This is a genomic window from Pseudomonas sp. 14P_8.1_Bac3, assembly GCF_025466085.1.
Lineage (GTDB): Bacteria > Pseudomonadota > Gammaproteobacteria > Pseudomonadales > Pseudomonadaceae > Aquipseudomonas.
Window position 1 is genome coordinate 68,894 of sequence record NZ_JANLOD010000021.1, and the last position, 16,342, is coordinate 85,235.

Consider the following 16,342-nt stretch of genomic DNA (forward strand, 5'->3'; position numbering starts at 1 on the left):
AGGCTCGCTCCCACACTGGATCTGTCGCGACCACAACATCGGGGCGTCGCGGTCAAATGTGAGAGCGAGCCTGCTCGCGATCGATGGCGCAGCAAACGCAGCGAACTACTCGCTATCGAGGCCCTTGCGCCGATACGGGAACACATCGATCACCTTGCCGGCGCGAATGGCGTCCTGCAGGCTTTTCCAGTAATCGGCGTTGTACAACTCGCCATGCAATTGATCGAACAACTTGCGCTGCCCGGCATCGGCAAACAGAAACGGCGGAAATTCTTCCGGGAACACATCCAGCGGTCCGATCGAATACCACGGTTCAGACGCCATCTCGTCTTCCGGCGTGCGCGGTTGCGGGATGTGGCGAAAATTGGCTTCGGTCAGGAAGCAGATTTCGTCGTAGTCATAAAACACCACCCGCCCGTGACGCGTGACGCCGAAGTTTTTCAGGAGCATGTCGCCGGGAAAGATGTTTGCCGCCGCCAGCTGTTTGATCGCCAGGCCATAATCTTCCAGCGCCTCGCGCACCTGATCGTCATTGGCATTTTCCAGGTACAGGTTCAACGGTGTCATCCGCCGCTCGGTCCAGCAGTGGCGGATCAGCACGGTGTCGCCTTCCACCGACACGGTGGACGGCGCCACGTCGAGCAATTCCTCCAGGCACGCCGGATCGAACTTGCCCAACGGGAAACGGAAGTCGGCGAATTCCTGGGTATCGGCCATGCGCCCGACGCGATCGACGCTTTTCACCAGCCGATACTTCTCGATCACCGTGGCGCGGTCGACGTTTTTCGACGGCGAGAAACGGTCCTTGATGATTTTGAAGACGGTGTTGAAACCCGGCAGGGTGAACACGCTCATCACCATCCCGCGCACGCCGGGGGCCATGATGAACTGATCGTCGGTGTTGGCCAGGTGATTGATCAACGCCCGGTAGAACTCGGACTTGCCGTGTTTGTAGAAGCCGATCGAGGTGTACAGCTCGGCGATGTGCTTGCCCGGCAGGATGCGCCGCAGGAAACCGATGAACTCCGCCGGCACCGGCACATCCACCATGAAGTACGAACGGGTGAACGAGAAGATGATCGACACGTCGGCTTCATCGGTGATCAACGCATCGATCTGGATGCCCCGCCCTTCGCGGTGCAGCAAAGGAATCACCAGCGGCCACTGTTCGTCCTGGGTGAAGATCCGGCCCACCAGGTAGGCGCCCTTGTTGCGGTAGAGCACCGAGGAGAACAGCTCGACGCTCAGCTCCGGGTCCTTGCACACCCAGTCCGGCAGGTTCTCGCGCAGTTGCGCTTCGAGGCGGCGCAGATCCCCCGGCAGGTCGGCGTAATCCTCGCTGAAGCGGTAGTCGGCAAAAATGCTCGCGAGCATGCCGGACAGCTGGCCCTGGGGTTTATAGGTGCGGGTTTGCGCAGCGCGGGCCCGGCGCAGGCTTGGCCGGGTGGTGTGGATGAACATGCAGCCGTCGCTGATCAGGTCATGGCTGAACAGGCCGCAGAAGATCGAGTTGTACCAGGTCTCGGACAGCTCATCATCAAAGCGCAGGTCGATCAGGCTGATGTAGGCGCTTTTCACCAGCGGCCAGCAGCTGACATCCAGCGTGTCGGTGTCGAACGCAATGCGCAGCCGGTCGACCGTCTCGCTGACTTTCTCTTCGTAGAGGTTGATCCGCGCCGCCGAAGCGACTTGCGTCGCCTGCCACTGCGCCTGCTCGAAGCGCGCTCGGGCGCCGTCGGTGATCTGCCGGAAATGCTCGCGGTAATCGTCAAAGCCATCGAGGACCATTCGGGCGATGTCGGCGGCTGGCCATTGCTGCGGCATGGGGAGACCTCTGCGGGAATTCGGAAGCCCTGAGCTTAGCCAGTGAACCGGGTGCAGGAAAAGCGTAATTTTTGGGAGCGGCCACGCCCCCAGCAGGAGCCGCGGGGTCTTTGCTCTGCGGGCTCTGCCGGATTTATTTGGTTACAGATGTTTCGAGTTTTTTTAATTCGACTGTTCGGTCAATAAACCGCCTTGCGAGTCATCGCCTTTTTCAAATAATCGATTTACCTGCAGCCCTTGGACCGTCTGGCTTTCGGATCCAATTCCGGCATTCGGCCGTCGGCAACCCGGTGACTTCCGGCATCTCCTTCCGCCCTCGTTTGCCCGCGACGCACGCCGGGATTGGCCTTACCAAAATAGTGGCACTTTGATATACACGCCGACTTCATTCGCCTGACAACAAGATCCTCGTACACGAGGACTCCCTCTCAATACACCCAAGGAGCACGTTGTATGCCTATAAGGAATCTGCGCATCGGTTTGCGCGCGAGTTTGAGTTTTGCCGTGCTGGCCAGCCTTCTGGTGCTGGTCGGTCTGTTCGGCCTCGGTCAGATGGCGACCCTGCGCGAGAGCGCAGTGGTCATCGAGGAATCGTGGATGCCCAGCATCGAAAGCATCCACGACAGCGCGGCCAATATCGCCACCATCCGCCTGGAATCGTTGCGCTTGATCGCCAACAGCCAAAGTGCGGTGCGGGAAAAGAGCAAAGGCCTCCTCAGTGCCCAACGCCAGGAATTGCTCAAACGCCTCAATGACCACAAGACGCTGCTGTCCAGCAACCAGGAACGGGCCATGCTCGACAGCCTGAATACGGACGTCGGCAAATACCTGTCGATCCTCGACCAGATCATCGCGCGAATCGACGCCGGCCAGAGTGATCAGGCCTACGCCCTTCTCAACAACGAACTGGCCCCGCAAGGCGGCGTGCTGGATAAATCCCTCGAATCGATGATCCGTTTCAATCAGCAAGGCGCCGCGGCTGCCACTGCCGCGTCCGCGTCGATGTACCAGCGTGCGCAATGGATCGTCGGCGCGATCATCGTGGTCGCGTTGATCGCCACCCTGCTGTTGGCCTGGCTGCTGACCCGCAGCATCACCGCGCCGATCAACCAGGCGCTGAACGTCGCGCGGCGGATTGCCTCGGGTGACCTCAGCGGCCAGATCGTCAGTGAGGGCCAGGACGAAGCCGCGCAGTTGCTCGATGCCCTGGCCGAGATGCAGGTCAGTCTGCAGGCGACCATTCGCGGCATCAGCGAATCAGCGCGGCAACTGGCGTCCGCCGCCGAGGAGATGAGTTCGGTGATGGAAGAAAGCACCCGCGGCCTGCAACAGCAGAACGACCAGATCGAAATGGCCGCCACCGCCGTCACCGAAATGAGTACCGCGGTGGATGAAGTGGCTGCCAACGCGGTGTCCAGCGCCGAAGCGTCCCAGGCATCGAACGACGACAGCAAGCACGGCCACATTCAGGTCAGCGAAACCATCGCTTCGATTCAGGGCCTGGTCAGCGAAGTGCTCGGCGCGTCGCAACAGGCCGAGGGCCTGGCGGTTCAGGCGCAGGACATCAGCAAAGTGCTGGAAGTGATCCGCGGCATCGCCGGGCAGACCAATCTGTTGGCGCTCAACGCTGCCATCGAAGCCGCCCGGGCCGGTGAAGCCGGACGCGGCTTCGCCGTGGTGGCCGATGAAGTGCGCTCGCTGGCGCTGCGCACGCAGAATTCCACCGAAGAAATCGAATTGATGATCAACGCTATCCAGCAAGGCACCGGGGCCACGGTCAGCGCCTTGCAGAACAGTGCCGAGCAGGCGAGCCAGACCCTGCGCCGGGCCAATAGCGCCGGCAACGCCCTGGAGAAAATCACCGCGTCGATCTCGCAGATCAACGAGCGCAACCTGGTCATCGCCAGCGCCGCCGAACAGCAAGCGCTGGTGGCTCGGGAAGTCGACCAGAACCTGGTGAACATCCGCGACCTCTCGACCCAGACCGCCGCCGGCGCCACCCAGACCTCGGCCGCCAGCCAGGAACTGTCGCGGCTGGCCGTCGACCTCAACGGCCTGGTGACACGCTTCATCATTTGATGTCGGTTTTTCGGTTGCCACGGACAAGGCTCTCGGCAACACTCTCGCCCCCATCAAGGAAGGAGTGCACCGTGAGCCCTGTCGATATCATTCGTATGTTGTCGCTTGCCGCCATCTGGGGCGCGAGCTTTCTGTTCATGCGCATCATTGCCCCGGTGATCGGCACCGTGCCTACGGGATTTTTCCGCGTGTCGATTGCGGCAGTCGGGTTGCTGGTGATTGTCGCGATGATGCGCATCAGCTGGGATTTCAAAGGCAAATTGAAAACCGTGATGCTGCTCGGGGTGATCAACTCCGGGATCCCGGCGACCCTTTATTCCGTGGCGGCCCAGGTACTGCCCGCCGGATACTCGGCGATTTTCAACGCCACCACGCCGTTGATGGGCGTGCTGATCGGCGGCCTGTTTTTCCATGAACGGCTCACCGCGGCCAAGCTGGGCGGCGTATTTCTCGGACTGTTCGGCGTCGGCGTCCTGACCCGAGCCGGTCCGGTGGCCTTCGACCTGCAACTGCTGATGGGCGCCCTCGCCTGCCTGCTCGCCACCACTTGCTATGGCTTCGCCGGGTTCCTCGCGCGCCGCTGGCTGGATCAGGCCGGCGGTCTCGACAGCCGTCTCTCGGCGCTGGGCAGCATGCTCGGGGCGACGCTGTTTCTGCTGCCGTTGTTCGGGTACAGCGTGATCAGCCAGCCGCCGGCGAGCTGGGGCGGCTGGAATGTCTGGCTGTCGTTGCTGGGCCTGGGTCTGGGGTGCACGGCGTTTGCGTACATTATTTACTTCCGCTTGCTCAGCTCGATCGGGCCGGTGAAATCGATGACCGTGACCTTCATGATTCCGCCGTTCGGGGTGTTGTGGGGCGCGTTGTTGCTGGATGAGCCGTTATCGATGGCGCATATCTATGGCGGGGTGTTGATTGCGGCGGCGTTGTGGCTGGTGTTGAAGCCGGCGGTGGTGAAGTCTGTTGAAGTGACGGCCCGGTAAATGTGTAGCGCGGCTCATGGCGCCTTCGCGGGCAAGCCCGCTCCCACAGTGATGGCTGTCGTACGCAGATTTTGTGTACCACGCCGAACCCTGTGGGAGCGGGCTTGCCCGCGAAGGCATCGGTCCAGGCGCTACAACGCCGCCTGACTCACCTCTCCCTCCACCAACCGCCGAATCCCCAGCGGATTGGCGTTTTGCAACGCCTCGGGCAACAGCGCATCCGGATAATTCTGGAAGCATACCGGCCGCAGGAATCGATCGATCGCCAATGTCCCCACCGACGTCCCGCGAGAATCCGAGGTCGCCGGATACGGCCCGCCATGGACCATCGCCTCGCAGACCTCGACCCCGGTCGGATAACCATTAAGCAAGATCCGCCCGACCTTTTCCTGCAGCGACTCCGCCAGCCAGCGGTATTCCAGCAACTCGTCGGACTCGCCAATCAACGTCGCCGTCAATTGCCCGCGCAAGCCGTGCAGCGCGGCCGCGAGCTGTGCCCGGTCCTCGACTTCGATGACGATGGTGGTCGGCCCGAACACCTCTTCCTGAAGCAGTTCATCACCGTTGAGCAACAGGCTGACATCGGCCTTGAACACCTGCGGTTGCGCCTGCTTGCCCTGCTGCGGCCGGCCCGCCAGGTGCATCAGCCCTGGATGCTCGTGCAGTTCGGCCAAGCCTTTGCTGTAGCTGACCAACGCACCGGCGTTGAGCATGGTTTGCGCCGGTTGCTGGTTCATGCTCGCACACAAGGTTTCGAGGAAGGTGCTGAACTGCGGCGAACGCAAGCCGATGACCAGGCCCGGATTGGTACAGAACTGGCCACAGCCCAGAGTCACTGAGCCGGCCAGTTGCGAAGCGATCTGCTCGCCCCGCACCCTGAGGGCTTCCGGCAACAGGAACACCGGGTTGATGCTCGACATTTCGGCAAACACCGGGATGGGCTGCGGACGGGTCGCGGCCATGTGGCTCAGCGCGTTGCCGCCCTTGAGCGAGCCGGTAAAACCCACCGCCTGAATCGCCGGGTGCTTGACCAGCCACTCGCCGACACCTGCGCCATAAATCATGTTGAACACACCGGCCGGCATTTCGGTTTTATCCGCGGCGCGAATGATCGCGTCAGCCACCCATTCGGCCGTCGCCATGTGCCCGCTATGCGCCTTGAACACCACCGGGCAACCGGCGGCCAGGGCCGAAGCGGTATCGCCACCCGCCGTGGAGAACGCCAGCGGAAAGTTGCTGGCGCCGAACACCGCCACCGGACCGATGGCGATGCGGTATTGACGCAGGTCCGGCCGTGGCAGCGGCTGACGATCCGGCAGCGCCCGGTCAATACGCGCACCGTAGAAATCGCCGCGCCGCAACACCTTGGCGAACAGACGCATCTGCCCGCTGGTGCGTCCGCGTTCACCCTGGATGCGAGCGGCCGGCAAAGCGGTTTCCCGGCACACGGTGGCGACGAAGTCATCGCCCAGCGCATCGATTTCATCGGCAATGGCATCAAGGAACGTGGCGCGTTTTTCCGCGCTCAGATTGCGGTAGATCGGGTACGCCGCGGCGGCGGCCTGAGCGGCGGCATCCACTTCGGCTTCGGTGGCCTGAAAGAAGCCGCCGGGCAGCGGCTCGCCCGTGGTCGCGTCGAGGCTTTGCAGTTGCAGCGTGCCGGCGGCACTGCGCCAGCCGCCGATGTAGTTGTGTCCCAGTAACGTGGTCATGAGGTCATTCCTGATCAATTAGCACGGACCTGTAGGAGCCGGCTTGCTGGCGATGGCGTAGGGTCAGCCCACATCAATTTCGCCTGACAAATCGCTATCGCCAGCAGGCTGGCTCCTACAAGGGTCTAGCGTTCCGCCAGTTTTTAGAGCGCCCGAATCTGGCCGATGGGCAGTGGCTGGGCGCTCTCGCCGATGCCGTTTTCCAGCGGTGCGCCGAAGGCGTCGAGGCTGATCTGGAAGCGATCGCCGGGCTGGGTCTTCACCCCATCGGCAAAAGACAACGTGGCGGTGCCGAAGTAATGCACGTGAACATCGCCGGGCCGCAGAAATTGTGCGTACTTGAAGTGGTGGAATTCGAGGTTGGCGAGGCTGTGGCACATGTTGTCTTCGCCGCTGAGAAACTCTTTTTCCCAGAGCGTTTCGCCGTTGCGGATGATGCGGCTGGTGCCGGCCAGATGCCGGGGTAATTCACCGACGCGCAACTCAGGACCATAGGCGCAGAAGCGCAGTTTCGAATGGGCGAGGTACAGGTAATTACGGCGCTCCATCACATGGTCGGAGAACTCGTTGCCCAGGGCATAACCGACGCGATACGGCTGGCCATCGTCGCCGATCACGTAGAGACCGGTGAGCTCCGGCTCTTCACCGGCATCTTCGGCGAACGGCGGCACCGGAAAGTCCGCACCGGGGCGCACGACGATGCTGCCGTCACCTTTGTAGAACCATTCCGGTTGCGCGCCGACCTGGCCCGCCGCCGGTTTGCCACCTTCCAGGCCCCACTTGAAGATGCGCATGGTGTCAGTCATCCCGGCTTCGACCGCACCGTCCTGCTGATGCATTTTGTCTCGCGTCGAGGCGCTGCCCAAATGCGTCAGGCCGGTGCCGCTGATCAGGCAGTGGGCCGGGTCTTCGTGGTCCAGCGGCGGCAGGACCTGACCCTGTTGCAATAGCTGCGCGTAATCGGGGCCGGGTTCGCTGCCGCGCAGGGCGGCTTCGTCTTGCAGGCTGTGCTGGGCGCGGATCGCCGCGAGGGCCAGTTCACGGGTGCTGCGGGTGTTGTTCAGTACCTGGACGCGGGAGCCGTCGACCACGCCGACCTGGCGTTCTCCGGCAGTGTTTTCGAATTGAATCAGGCGCATGTCGGCCTCCATAAGTCGGGGAGAGCGCCGCCGCGAGACGGCACCTCAAGGTCACTCGATGATGTTGAAGTCGCTCAGGTATTCATCGGAGATTTCCAGGCCCAGACCAGGCTTGTCGTCGTCGAGCTGGATGTAGCCGTTGACCGGTTGCGGCTCGCCCTTGAACACGTAGTAGAAGAGTTCGTTGCCGACCTCGACATCGAACACCGGGAAGAACTCGGCCATCGGCGAGGCGGTGGTGGACATGGTCAGGTGATAGTTGTGCATCTGCCCGGCGTGCGGAATCACCGGCACCGACCAGGCTTCGGCCATGGCGTTGATCTTGCGCGCAGCGGTGATGCCGCCGACGCGGTTGGTGTCGTACTGGATCACGTCGACGGCGCGGCGTTCCAGCAGGTCCTTGAAGCCGTAAGAGGTGAATTCGTGCTCGCCGCCGGAGATCGGCATGATGCCCATTTTTTTCAGTTCGACGTAGCCTTCGATGTCGTCGGCGATCACCGGTTCTTCGAGCCAGCGCGGCTCGAATTCTGCGAGTTTCGGCAACATGCGCCGGGCGTATTCCAGGGTCCAGCCCATGTAGCATTCGAGCATGATGTCGATGTCCGGGCCGGCCAGTTCACGCAGGGCGCGCACTTGCTCGATGTTCTTGCGCATGCCCGCCGGTCCGTCTTTCGGGCCGTAGCCGAAACGCATTTTCAGCGCGGTAAAGCCCTGGTTGAGGTAACCCTGGGCCTCTTCGAGGAACAGGTCGAGGTTGTCGTTGGCATAGAGCTTGGACGCGTAGGTCCAGATCTTTTCCTTGGTGCGACCGCCGAGCAGTTTGAACACCGGTTTGTTGACCGCTTTGCCCATGATGTCCCAGATCGCGATATCGATCGCCGAGATCGCCGCCATGCCGATGCCTTTGCGGCCCCAGGCGTGACTCTGGCGGTACATTTTCTGCCAGATGTATTCGTTGTCGAACGGGTCTTCGCCGATGGCGATCGGGGCCAGGTAGGTGTCGATGATTTCCTTGGCCACACGCGGCGCCAGGGCGCAGTTACCAATGCCGACGAGGCCGGTGTCGGTCTCGACTTCCACCACCAGCCAGCCGTGGAAACGGAACGAGCCCATGGCGTCGCCGCGTTCGAACAGGATGTCGCTGGCGTTAGTGCAGAAGTGCGCCTGAGGGGGAACGACTTTGCCTTTCCACTCGAAAACGCGGGTACGGATGGCTTTGATTTTCATGAATACGGATTCCTTGCGCTGACGGCTTTTTGTAGTTGTTCGAGTCGTGTGCGCCGAGCCGTCCGAGGGGCGGGTGACGGGCATTCGATGGAGCGACTTTAGCCAGCGCCCGGGGGCGGCGGATAATCACTTATGCGCATCCGTCGATAACCTGAGGTGATCGCATGGGGCAATTTCTGCGTTGATGAGGTTATGGGTACACCCCAAAACAACTGTGGGAGCGGGCTTGCTCGCGAAGAGGGCGTGTCAGTCGACATTGATGCCGTTTGGCACAGCGCCTTCGCGAGCAAGCCCGCTCCCACCGGGTCTTGCAATGATCAAAAATTCGGGCAGCACCACCGGATACTGTGGGAGTGGGCTTGCCCGTGAAGAGGGTGTGCCAGTCGACATTGGTGCCGGCTGACACAGCGCTTCGCGAGCAAGCTGGCTCCTACAGGGGGCGGCTGCGTGTTAGTAGGTGTTGCCGCCCATGCGGCAGGCGATTTCGAAGGCCTGGCGGATGGCGCCGACGTTGGCCTTGCCTTGCCCGGCGATGTCGAAGGCGGTGCCGTGGGCCGGTGTGGTGATCGGGATCGGCAAACCGCCCTGTACCGTCACGCCGCGGGAGAAGCCCATCAACTTGATCGCGATCTGTCCCTGGTCGTGGTACATCGTCACCACCGCATCGAAGGCGCTGGCGTCGCCCTGAACCTTGAGGAAAATCGTGTCGCCCGGGTACGGCCCTTCTGCGGCAATACCCAACGCCTGCGCCGAGCGAACCGCGGGACCGATGATGTCCAGCTCCTCGCGGCCGAACGAGCCGTTGTCGCCGTTATGCGGGTTCAAGCCACACACGCCGATGCGCGGTTTTTCCAGACCGTTGCGCTTGAGCGCGGTGTCGATCAGCTGGATCGCCTCCACCACACGCGCCTGGCTGAGCATGCCCGGCACCTCGGCCAGCGCGACATGGGACGTCACCCGCGAGGTCCAGAGGTTGTCGAGCACGTTGAATTCGCAGAACGGCCCGTGGAAATCCAGCAATTCGGCGAACCAGTGCAGCTCATCGTTGTGCGCCATGCCGGCCATGTGCAGCGAGGTCTTGTTCAACGGCCCGAAGAGAATGGCATCGGTGGTGCCGGCCTCGGTCAGGCGCAGGGCTTTTTCCAGGGTATCGAGGCTGTAGCGACCGCCGATCACACTGGCTTCACTGCGCGCAAATTCACCGACCGTGTCGCCCCGAAAGTCATAGAACAGCGGCGTGTCATCGGTAAACGTCAGTTGCTCCAGTGACTCCACCCGACGGTATGGAAACTCCGTCCCGGCGATGCGCATGCCGCGACGCATTTCCGCCTCGTCGGCAATCAGGATCACGTTGGCCTGACGGCGCACGTCGGGCTCGCCGAGCAGGCGCGCGATCAGTTCCGGGCCGATGCCCGCCGGGTCGCCCAGGACCATGGCGATGGTTGTCTTGTTCATGCTTCACTCCTCAAGGATTCGGGCCATGTACGGTCAATGGCGCAAGGCTCGCAGCGGTAGACCCGCTGGGCGTTGCCGTAGAACAGTCGCTCCTGATCCGCCCGCGGCAGGTCAGCAACGATGGATTTGAAACCGCTGTAGATGTCGTCGAACGAGCCACACAGGCTGTCCACCGGGAAGTTGCTGGCGAACATCACGCGATTGGTGCCGAACATCGCAATCACTTCGCGCACGATCCACGCATTGTCCTTGGCGCGCCACGCCTGGCCTTTCTGGCCCAGGCCGGAAATCTTCACCTGGACGTTCGGCCACTCGGCCACTCGCGCCATCGCCAGACGCCAACCGGCCAGGCCTTCGGCGCTGCGGTCGCTGGGTAAACCGGCGTGGTTGAGGATCAGCGTGGTGCCGGGAAAATCCCGGGCCAGGCGCTCGGCTTCGTGGAGGTTCCACCACGGCGTCTGCAAATCGAAATGCAGCCCCAAACCTTGCAGCGCGGCGTAACTGCGGCGCCAGTGCTCATCGCTCATCAGGCTGCGCACATGGCCGACCTGCGCGGGCGAGGTCGGTCCGCCAGGCTTGTGGCGCACGCTGCGCACGCACTTGAAACCGGCTTGCTCGGCGAGCATGTCGAGGGCGTCCGGGTGATCGAGCCAGGCTTGCGCGACGATCGCATTCGGTACGCCGTAACGGGCGGCCAGTTGCTCGACGAAGCGGGTTTCGCCAATCGGATCCTGCGGGTCCCATTCGGTTTCGATGTACACCGTTTGCACCACGTGATGCGGACCGGCATCGGCGAAATAATCGTCGGGAAAATAGCGCCGCTTGATCGCGCTGTAATCACCGTAGCGAAACGGAATGTTGGCCTCAGGCGCAAGCCACGGGTGGGGATTGATCGTCGGATCCCAGAAGTGGTGATGGGCGTCGATGATCGGTCCGTCATACAGCTTGGTCATGCCGCACCTCGTCGAGGCTGATGAACAACGTGGCGAACACGAAGACTGCCGAGCACGCGGCGAAGAACCCCAGCACCGGCGCAAAGCCACCGGCCATCTGCAGGATGACGCCGACCAGGATCGGCACCGCAATGCCACCGGTGCTGCCCGCCATATTCATTACGCCGCCGATCAGGCCGACGCGCGCCGGTGCTGCCAGCAGCGCCGGGAAGCTCCAGTAGAGGCTGCCCCACATGAGGAAAAACGCGGTCATGGCCAACAACGCCACAGCGGCAAACGGGTTGCTCAGGGTCGGCAGCAACAGGAACGCGCCGAGGGCCACCAGGCCGGAAAACGTCAACAGGCTCTTGACCGCGATGCCGCGGCTGACGCCTTTGCGGATCAGCCCGTCGCAAAGGAAACCGCCGGTCAAAGACCCCAGCGCGCCGCAGACGAAAATCACGAAGGTCGCCGCGCCAATACCCTTGATATCAAAGCCACGGGCCTGCGCCAGATAACTCGGGCCCCAGGTCAGCAAGCCGAAATACACCATCGCCCAACTGGCGCGGCCGATCAGCAAGCCGCTCAGGGAACGCGCGGCGATGCCCAGGCCTTTGACCGGCACCCGCGCCGCTTCGGCAGCCGGTGTGGCGCGCCCGGCGTTGATCTTCTCGAGTTCCCCGGCATTCACTTGCGGGTGTGTCGCCGGGTCATCACGCAGGTAACGCCGCGCCAGCCACGCCAGCACCAGCGTGGCGATCCCGGCGATCACAAAAGCCAGGCGCCATGAGTCGAGTGACGCAATCAGGTAGGCGATGATCAGTCCGCCGAGCGCCACGCCCAGCGGGCTGCCGCTGTCCATCAAGACTGCACCGCGACTGCGTTCGTTCGGCGCCAGCCACAGGGAAATCAGCTTGCCGCCCGAAGGGAACAACGGCGCCTCGGCAGCCCCGAGCGCGACCCGGGCGAACAGCAATGACAAGCCGCCGGTGGCGAACGCGGCGATCACCTGGAACGTGCCCCACAATCCGGTGGACCAACTGATCACCCGGTGCGGCCCGAAGCGATCGATCATCCAGCCGCCGGGAATCTGCAACAGCGCATACGCCCAGAAGAAGCTGCTGAGGATCAGCCCTTGCATGCTCGGCGACAGGGAAAATTCATGGGCGATGGTCGGCATCGCGATCGACAGCGACACCCGGTCGATCAGGTTGACCATGGTTAGCGCGAAGATGATCGCGAAGATTCGCCAGCGCACATGGCTGGCTTTGGTGGCGCCGGTCAGCGGGGTGGCCGCTGCGACGGGCTGGGCAACTACGCCTGGTAGCTGCAGGGAAGCACTGGGACGAGCCATGGTGCGTACCTCGATTTATTATTTTTGTGGGGCAATCAAGGCGTAACGCCATTCAAACTGTGGGGGCGAGCATGCTGGCGATGAAGCTCAGGGCTCCGCGGGGTTTCAGGCTTCCCGCGTCATCGTTGGCGACCCTCGCGAGCGAGCTCGCTCCTACAGGTTGAATGGCACTCCGCTTTGGTGAGCACTATCAAAGGCTCAGTGATAACCGTCTAATCAAAGATTGAAATACGGCGATAGCCTTGGGTTATGGCATGCCCTGCTTTCACCTCGCTTTCAATCGATTAGACCCGCATCAAATATGCTGTGAAACCGCTCTGGTACAAAGGCTTTAGCGATCAGCGCGATTTTTCCCATCCAGACCTATAACCCCAGGCTATCGGTGTATGTATTGTTTTGACTAGACGCGGCGGCAGAGGCTTCCCACACTCAGGCCAGGCTTGCAGCTTTACCGCACCGACAAGTCACTCATAACAACTACAAAAAACGAGGCCCTTCCATGCGAAATGCATTCGTCCGACGCACATCCCGTCTGTTTCTTGGCTGCACGCTGGTTGCCGCCGGCGCCCTTCCCGCCCTGGCGCAGGCCGCCTGGCAACCGGACAAGAACGTCGAAATCGTGGTTGCCGGCGGTCCCGGTGGCGGCACCGACCAACTCGGCCGGCTGATCCAGTCGATCATCACCACCCACAAGTTTCTCGACGTGAATACCATCGTCCTCAACAAGGGCGGCGGCAATGGCGCCGAGGCCTTCCTTGACCTGAAAATGAACAAGGGTGATGCGGAAAAACTGGTGATCGGCACCAACAACATCTACCTGCTGCCGCTGGTGTCCAAGCTTGGCTATCAATGGCAGGAACTGACCCCGGTCGCCGCCGTGGCCGAGGATGACTTCATTCTCTGGAGCTACAAGGATGCGCCGTGGAAGGACGCCAAGGGTTTCTACGAAGCGGTCAAGGCTGACCCGTCGAACCTGCGCATGGGCGGCAGTCAGTCCAAGGATGTCGACCAGACCCTGACCCTGCTGCTGAACCAGACCACCCACAGCAAACTGGTGTACATCCCGTTCAAGAGCGGCAGTGAAGCCGCGACCCAACTGGCCGGCAAGCACATCGCCGCCAACGTCAACAACCCCAGCGAAAGCATCAGCCAATGGCGCGGCGATCAGGTCGAGCCGCTCTGCGTCTTCAGTAAGGAGCGCATGACCTACACCGAAAAAGTCGCCGGCGATAAATCCTGGGCCGATGTGCCGACTTGCCACGAACAGGGCCTGGGCATTGATCAGTACCGTTTCCCGCGCACCGTGTTCATGCCCGGCGAAGTCACCGCCGAGCAGCGGGCGTTCTATGTCGAGCTGATGCGCAAAGTCACCGAGACGCCGGAGTTCAAGGCCTACGTCAAGCAGAACGCGCTGGTGCCGACCTTCCTTGAGGGCGAGCCGTTGACTGCCTACATCGAACAAGACACCGCCCGCGTCACCCCGGTGTTCAAAGAAGCCGGCTGGCTGAAAAACTGAGTTGCCGACGGCCGTCCGCCCGCGCACGGCCGTCACCTCTGGAGGTGTCTGCATGTCCCAATCTACGGATTCACCGGCGCTGGTCGGTACCCGCTGGGTCGAACTCGGCCTGGCCATCTTCACTGCGCTGATCGGCGTGGTGGTGATGTTCGGCAGCGTCGAACAAGGTATTGGCTGGGGTGATTCCGGCCCCGAGCCGGGTTACTTCCCCTTCTACATCGGCCTGATGCTCAGCGCCGCGAGCGTGGCCAACGGCGTCTGGACGGTGGTGCGCTGGCAAGCCTTGAGTATTGCATTCGTCAGCCGCAGCGCGTTCAAGCAAGTGCTGTCGGTGTTCATCCCGATTGCGCTGTTTGTCGGTGCGATGCCGTTCACCGGGATCTATGTTGCGTCAGCCTGTTTCATCGCCTGGTTCATGTGGCGTGACAAGGTCCGCGCCAAGCCTTACGGCAAACTGATGATCGGCAGCGTGTCCCTTGGCGCGGTGTTGGCCAGTTACCTGATTTTCGCGCTGTGGTTCAAGGTGCCGCTGGATGCTGGTCCGATGGGCGACTGGATTGCCCTGGCCGGGAGACATTTCAAATGAGCGAGTTCGATTCCCTGTTGCAAGGCATGAACCTGATTTTGACTCCGGGCCACATCGGCCTGATGGTGATCGGCGTGCTGCTGGGCATTCTGGTCGGCGTGCTGCCCGGTCTCGGCGCCCCCAATGGCGTCGCGTTGCTGCTGCCGCTGACGTTCACCATGTCGCCGGTGTCGGCGATCATCCTGCTGTCGTGCATGTATTGGGGCGCGCTGTTCGGCGGCTCGATCACCTCGATCCTGTTCAACATACCCGGCGAGCCCTCGTCGGTGGCGACGACGTTCGACGGCTACCCGATGGCCCGCGAAGGCCGCGCCGCGGAAGCGTTGACCGCGGCATTCAGCTCGGCGCTGGTCGGCGCACTGGCCGGGGTGTTGTTGCTGACCTTCCTCTCGACAAAGATCGCCGCGTTCGCCATGTCGTTCAGCTCGCCAGAGTTCTTCGCGGTGTACTTGCTGGCGTTCTGCACTTTCATCGGCATGAGCAAGAACCCGCCGCTGAAAACCGTGGTGGCGATGATGATCGGTTTCGCCATGGCGGCGGTCGGCATGGACACCGTGTCCGGCAACCTGCGCCTGACCTTCGATCAGCCGATCCTGATGACCGGCATCAGCTTCGAAGTGGCGGTGATCGGTCTGTTCGGCATCGGCGAAATCCTCTGCACCGTCGAGGAAGGCCTGGTGTTTCGCGGCGAGCATGCGCGCATCACACCGATGGTCATCCTGCGCACCTGGGCCAAGTTGCCGCGTTACTGGTGGACCATTGTGCGCAGCACCCTGGTCGGTTGCTGGATGGGCATCACCCCAGGCGGTCCGACCGCGGCGTCGTTCATGAGCTACAGCCTGGCGCGGCGTTTCTCGAAGAATCGCGAAAACTTCGGCAAGGGTGAACTCGAAGGCGTGATCGCCCCGGAAACCGCTGACCACGCGGCGGGCACCAGTGCCCTGCTACCGATGCTGACCCTGGGGATTCCGGGCTCCGCGACGGCGGCGGTGATGCTCGGCGGGTTGATGATCTGGGGCTTGCACCCTGGCCCGACACTGTTCGTCGAGCAGCATGATTTTGTCTGGGGCCTGATCGCCAGCATGTACCTCGGCAACGTGGTCAGCCTGATCGTGGTGCTGGCGACCGTGCCGCTGTTCGCCTCGATCCTGCGCATCCCGTTCTCGATCATTGCGCCGATCATCATCATGGTCTGCGCCATCGGTGCGTACTCGGTGCACAACTCGTTCTTCGACGTGGTGCTGATGCTGGGCTTCGGTGCGCTGGGGTATCTGTTCAAGAAACTCGGCTACCCGATTGCGCCGCTGGTGCTGGCGGCCGTGTTGGGGGACAAGGCGGAAGATGCGTTCCGTCAGTCGATGCTGTTTTCCGATGGCCACTTGGGTATTTTCTGGTCCAACCCGCTCGTGGGCTGCCTGACCACCGCGGCGCTACTGATGCTGTTCTGGCCGTTGATTTCCAAAGCCGTGGGCGGCCTGATGGGCCTGCGCAAGACGCCCGTCGCCAAGACCAAATCGGTGCTGTGACACAGCAATGCT

At 62.2% G+C, this 16,342-nt stretch carries 12 protein-coding genes; 5 read left to right on the top strand and 7 right to left on the bottom strand.

The genetic code is table 11. The features are described from left to right. Positions 1-105: 105 nt before the first annotated feature. Positions 106-1,824, bottom strand: coding sequence for a bifunctional isocitrate dehydrogenase kinase/phosphatase (aceK, locus tag NTD84_RS07670; protein WP_262164490.1), 1,719 nt, complete (start codon positions 1,822-1,824; stop codon positions 106-108). A gap of 453 nt (positions 1,825-2,277) precedes the next feature. Between aceK and NTD84_RS07675 the strand changes: the two genes are divergently transcribed. Both NTD84_RS07675 and NTD84_RS07680 read left to right on the top strand, forming a co-directional pair. Then, a complete protein-coding gene (locus NTD84_RS07675) occupies positions 2,278-3,903 on the top strand; it encodes a methyl-accepting chemotaxis protein (RefSeq protein WP_262164491.1) in 1,626 nt (541 codons plus the stop codon). Between the two features lie 71 nt (positions 3,904-3,974). Continuing rightward, entirely contained in the window at positions 3,975-4,883 is a 909-nt protein-coding gene (locus NTD84_RS07680) for a DMT family transporter (protein WP_262164492.1), read from the top strand. Between the two features lie 131 nt (positions 4,884-5,014). On the opposite strand, the gene NTD84_RS07685 is transcribed toward NTD84_RS07680, so the two are convergent. The 6 genes from NTD84_RS07685 to NTD84_RS07715 all read right to left on the bottom strand — a co-directional run bounded on the left by NTD84_RS07685 (position 5,015) and on the right by NTD84_RS07715 (position 12,702). Further along, a complete protein-coding gene (locus NTD84_RS07685; RefSeq protein ID WP_262164493.1) occupies positions 5,015-6,595 on the bottom strand; it encodes an aldehyde dehydrogenase (NADP(+)) in 1,581 nt (526 codons plus the stop codon). Between the two features lie 143 nt (positions 6,596-6,738). Further along, positions 6,739-7,734, bottom strand: coding sequence for an AraD1 family protein (araD1, locus tag NTD84_RS07690; protein WP_262164494.1), 996 nt, complete (start codon positions 7,732-7,734; stop codon positions 6,739-6,741). A 51-nt stretch (positions 7,735-7,785) separates the two neighbouring features. After that, a complete protein-coding gene (locus NTD84_RS07695) occupies positions 7,786-8,961 on the bottom strand; it encodes an L-rhamnonate dehydratase (RefSeq protein WP_262164495.1) in 1,176 nt (391 codons plus the stop codon). Positions 8,962-9,411: 450 nt separating this feature from the next. Beyond that, a complete protein-coding gene (locus tag NTD84_RS07705; protein ID WP_262164496.1) occupies positions 9,412-10,416 on the bottom strand; it encodes a 4-hydroxythreonine-4-phosphate dehydrogenase PdxA in 1,005 nt (334 codons plus the stop codon). Then, positions 10,413-11,369, bottom strand: a complete 957-nt coding sequence (locus tag NTD84_RS07710) for an amidohydrolase family protein (protein ID WP_262164497.1) — start codon at positions 11,367-11,369, stop codon at positions 10,413-10,415. The genes NTD84_RS07705 and NTD84_RS07710 overlap by 4 nt, the downstream gene beginning before the upstream one ends. Then, entirely contained in the window at positions 11,353-12,702 is a 1,350-nt protein-coding gene (locus NTD84_RS07715) for an MFS transporter (RefSeq protein ID WP_262164498.1), read from the bottom strand. Before NTD84_RS07715 ends, NTD84_RS07710 begins: the two co-directional genes overlap by 17 nt. Positions 12,703-13,201: 499 nt before the next feature. Between NTD84_RS07715 and NTD84_RS07725 the strand changes: the two genes are divergently transcribed. The 3 genes from NTD84_RS07725 to NTD84_RS07735 are packed head-to-tail and all read left to right on the top strand — an operon-like array spanning position 13,202 to position 16,330. After that, positions 13,202-14,218 carry a Bug family tripartite tricarboxylate transporter substrate binding protein gene (locus NTD84_RS07725; protein WP_262164499.1) on the top strand — a complete coding sequence of 339 codons (1,017 nt, stop codon included), beginning with the start codon at positions 13,202-13,204 and terminating at the stop codon, positions 14,216-14,218. Between the two features lie 52 nt (positions 14,219-14,270). Beyond that, the gene (locus NTD84_RS07730; protein WP_262164500.1) at positions 14,271-14,804 is read left to right on the top strand and encodes a tripartite tricarboxylate transporter TctB family protein; all 534 of its coding nucleotides are present in this window, start codon (positions 14,271-14,273) and stop codon (positions 14,802-14,804) included. Continuing rightward, positions 14,801-16,330, top strand: coding sequence for a tripartite tricarboxylate transporter permease (locus tag NTD84_RS07735; protein ID WP_262164501.1), 1,530 nt, complete (start codon positions 14,801-14,803; stop codon positions 16,328-16,330). Before NTD84_RS07730 ends, NTD84_RS07735 begins: the two co-directional genes overlap by 4 nt. Positions 16,331-16,342 lie beyond the last annotated feature (12 nt).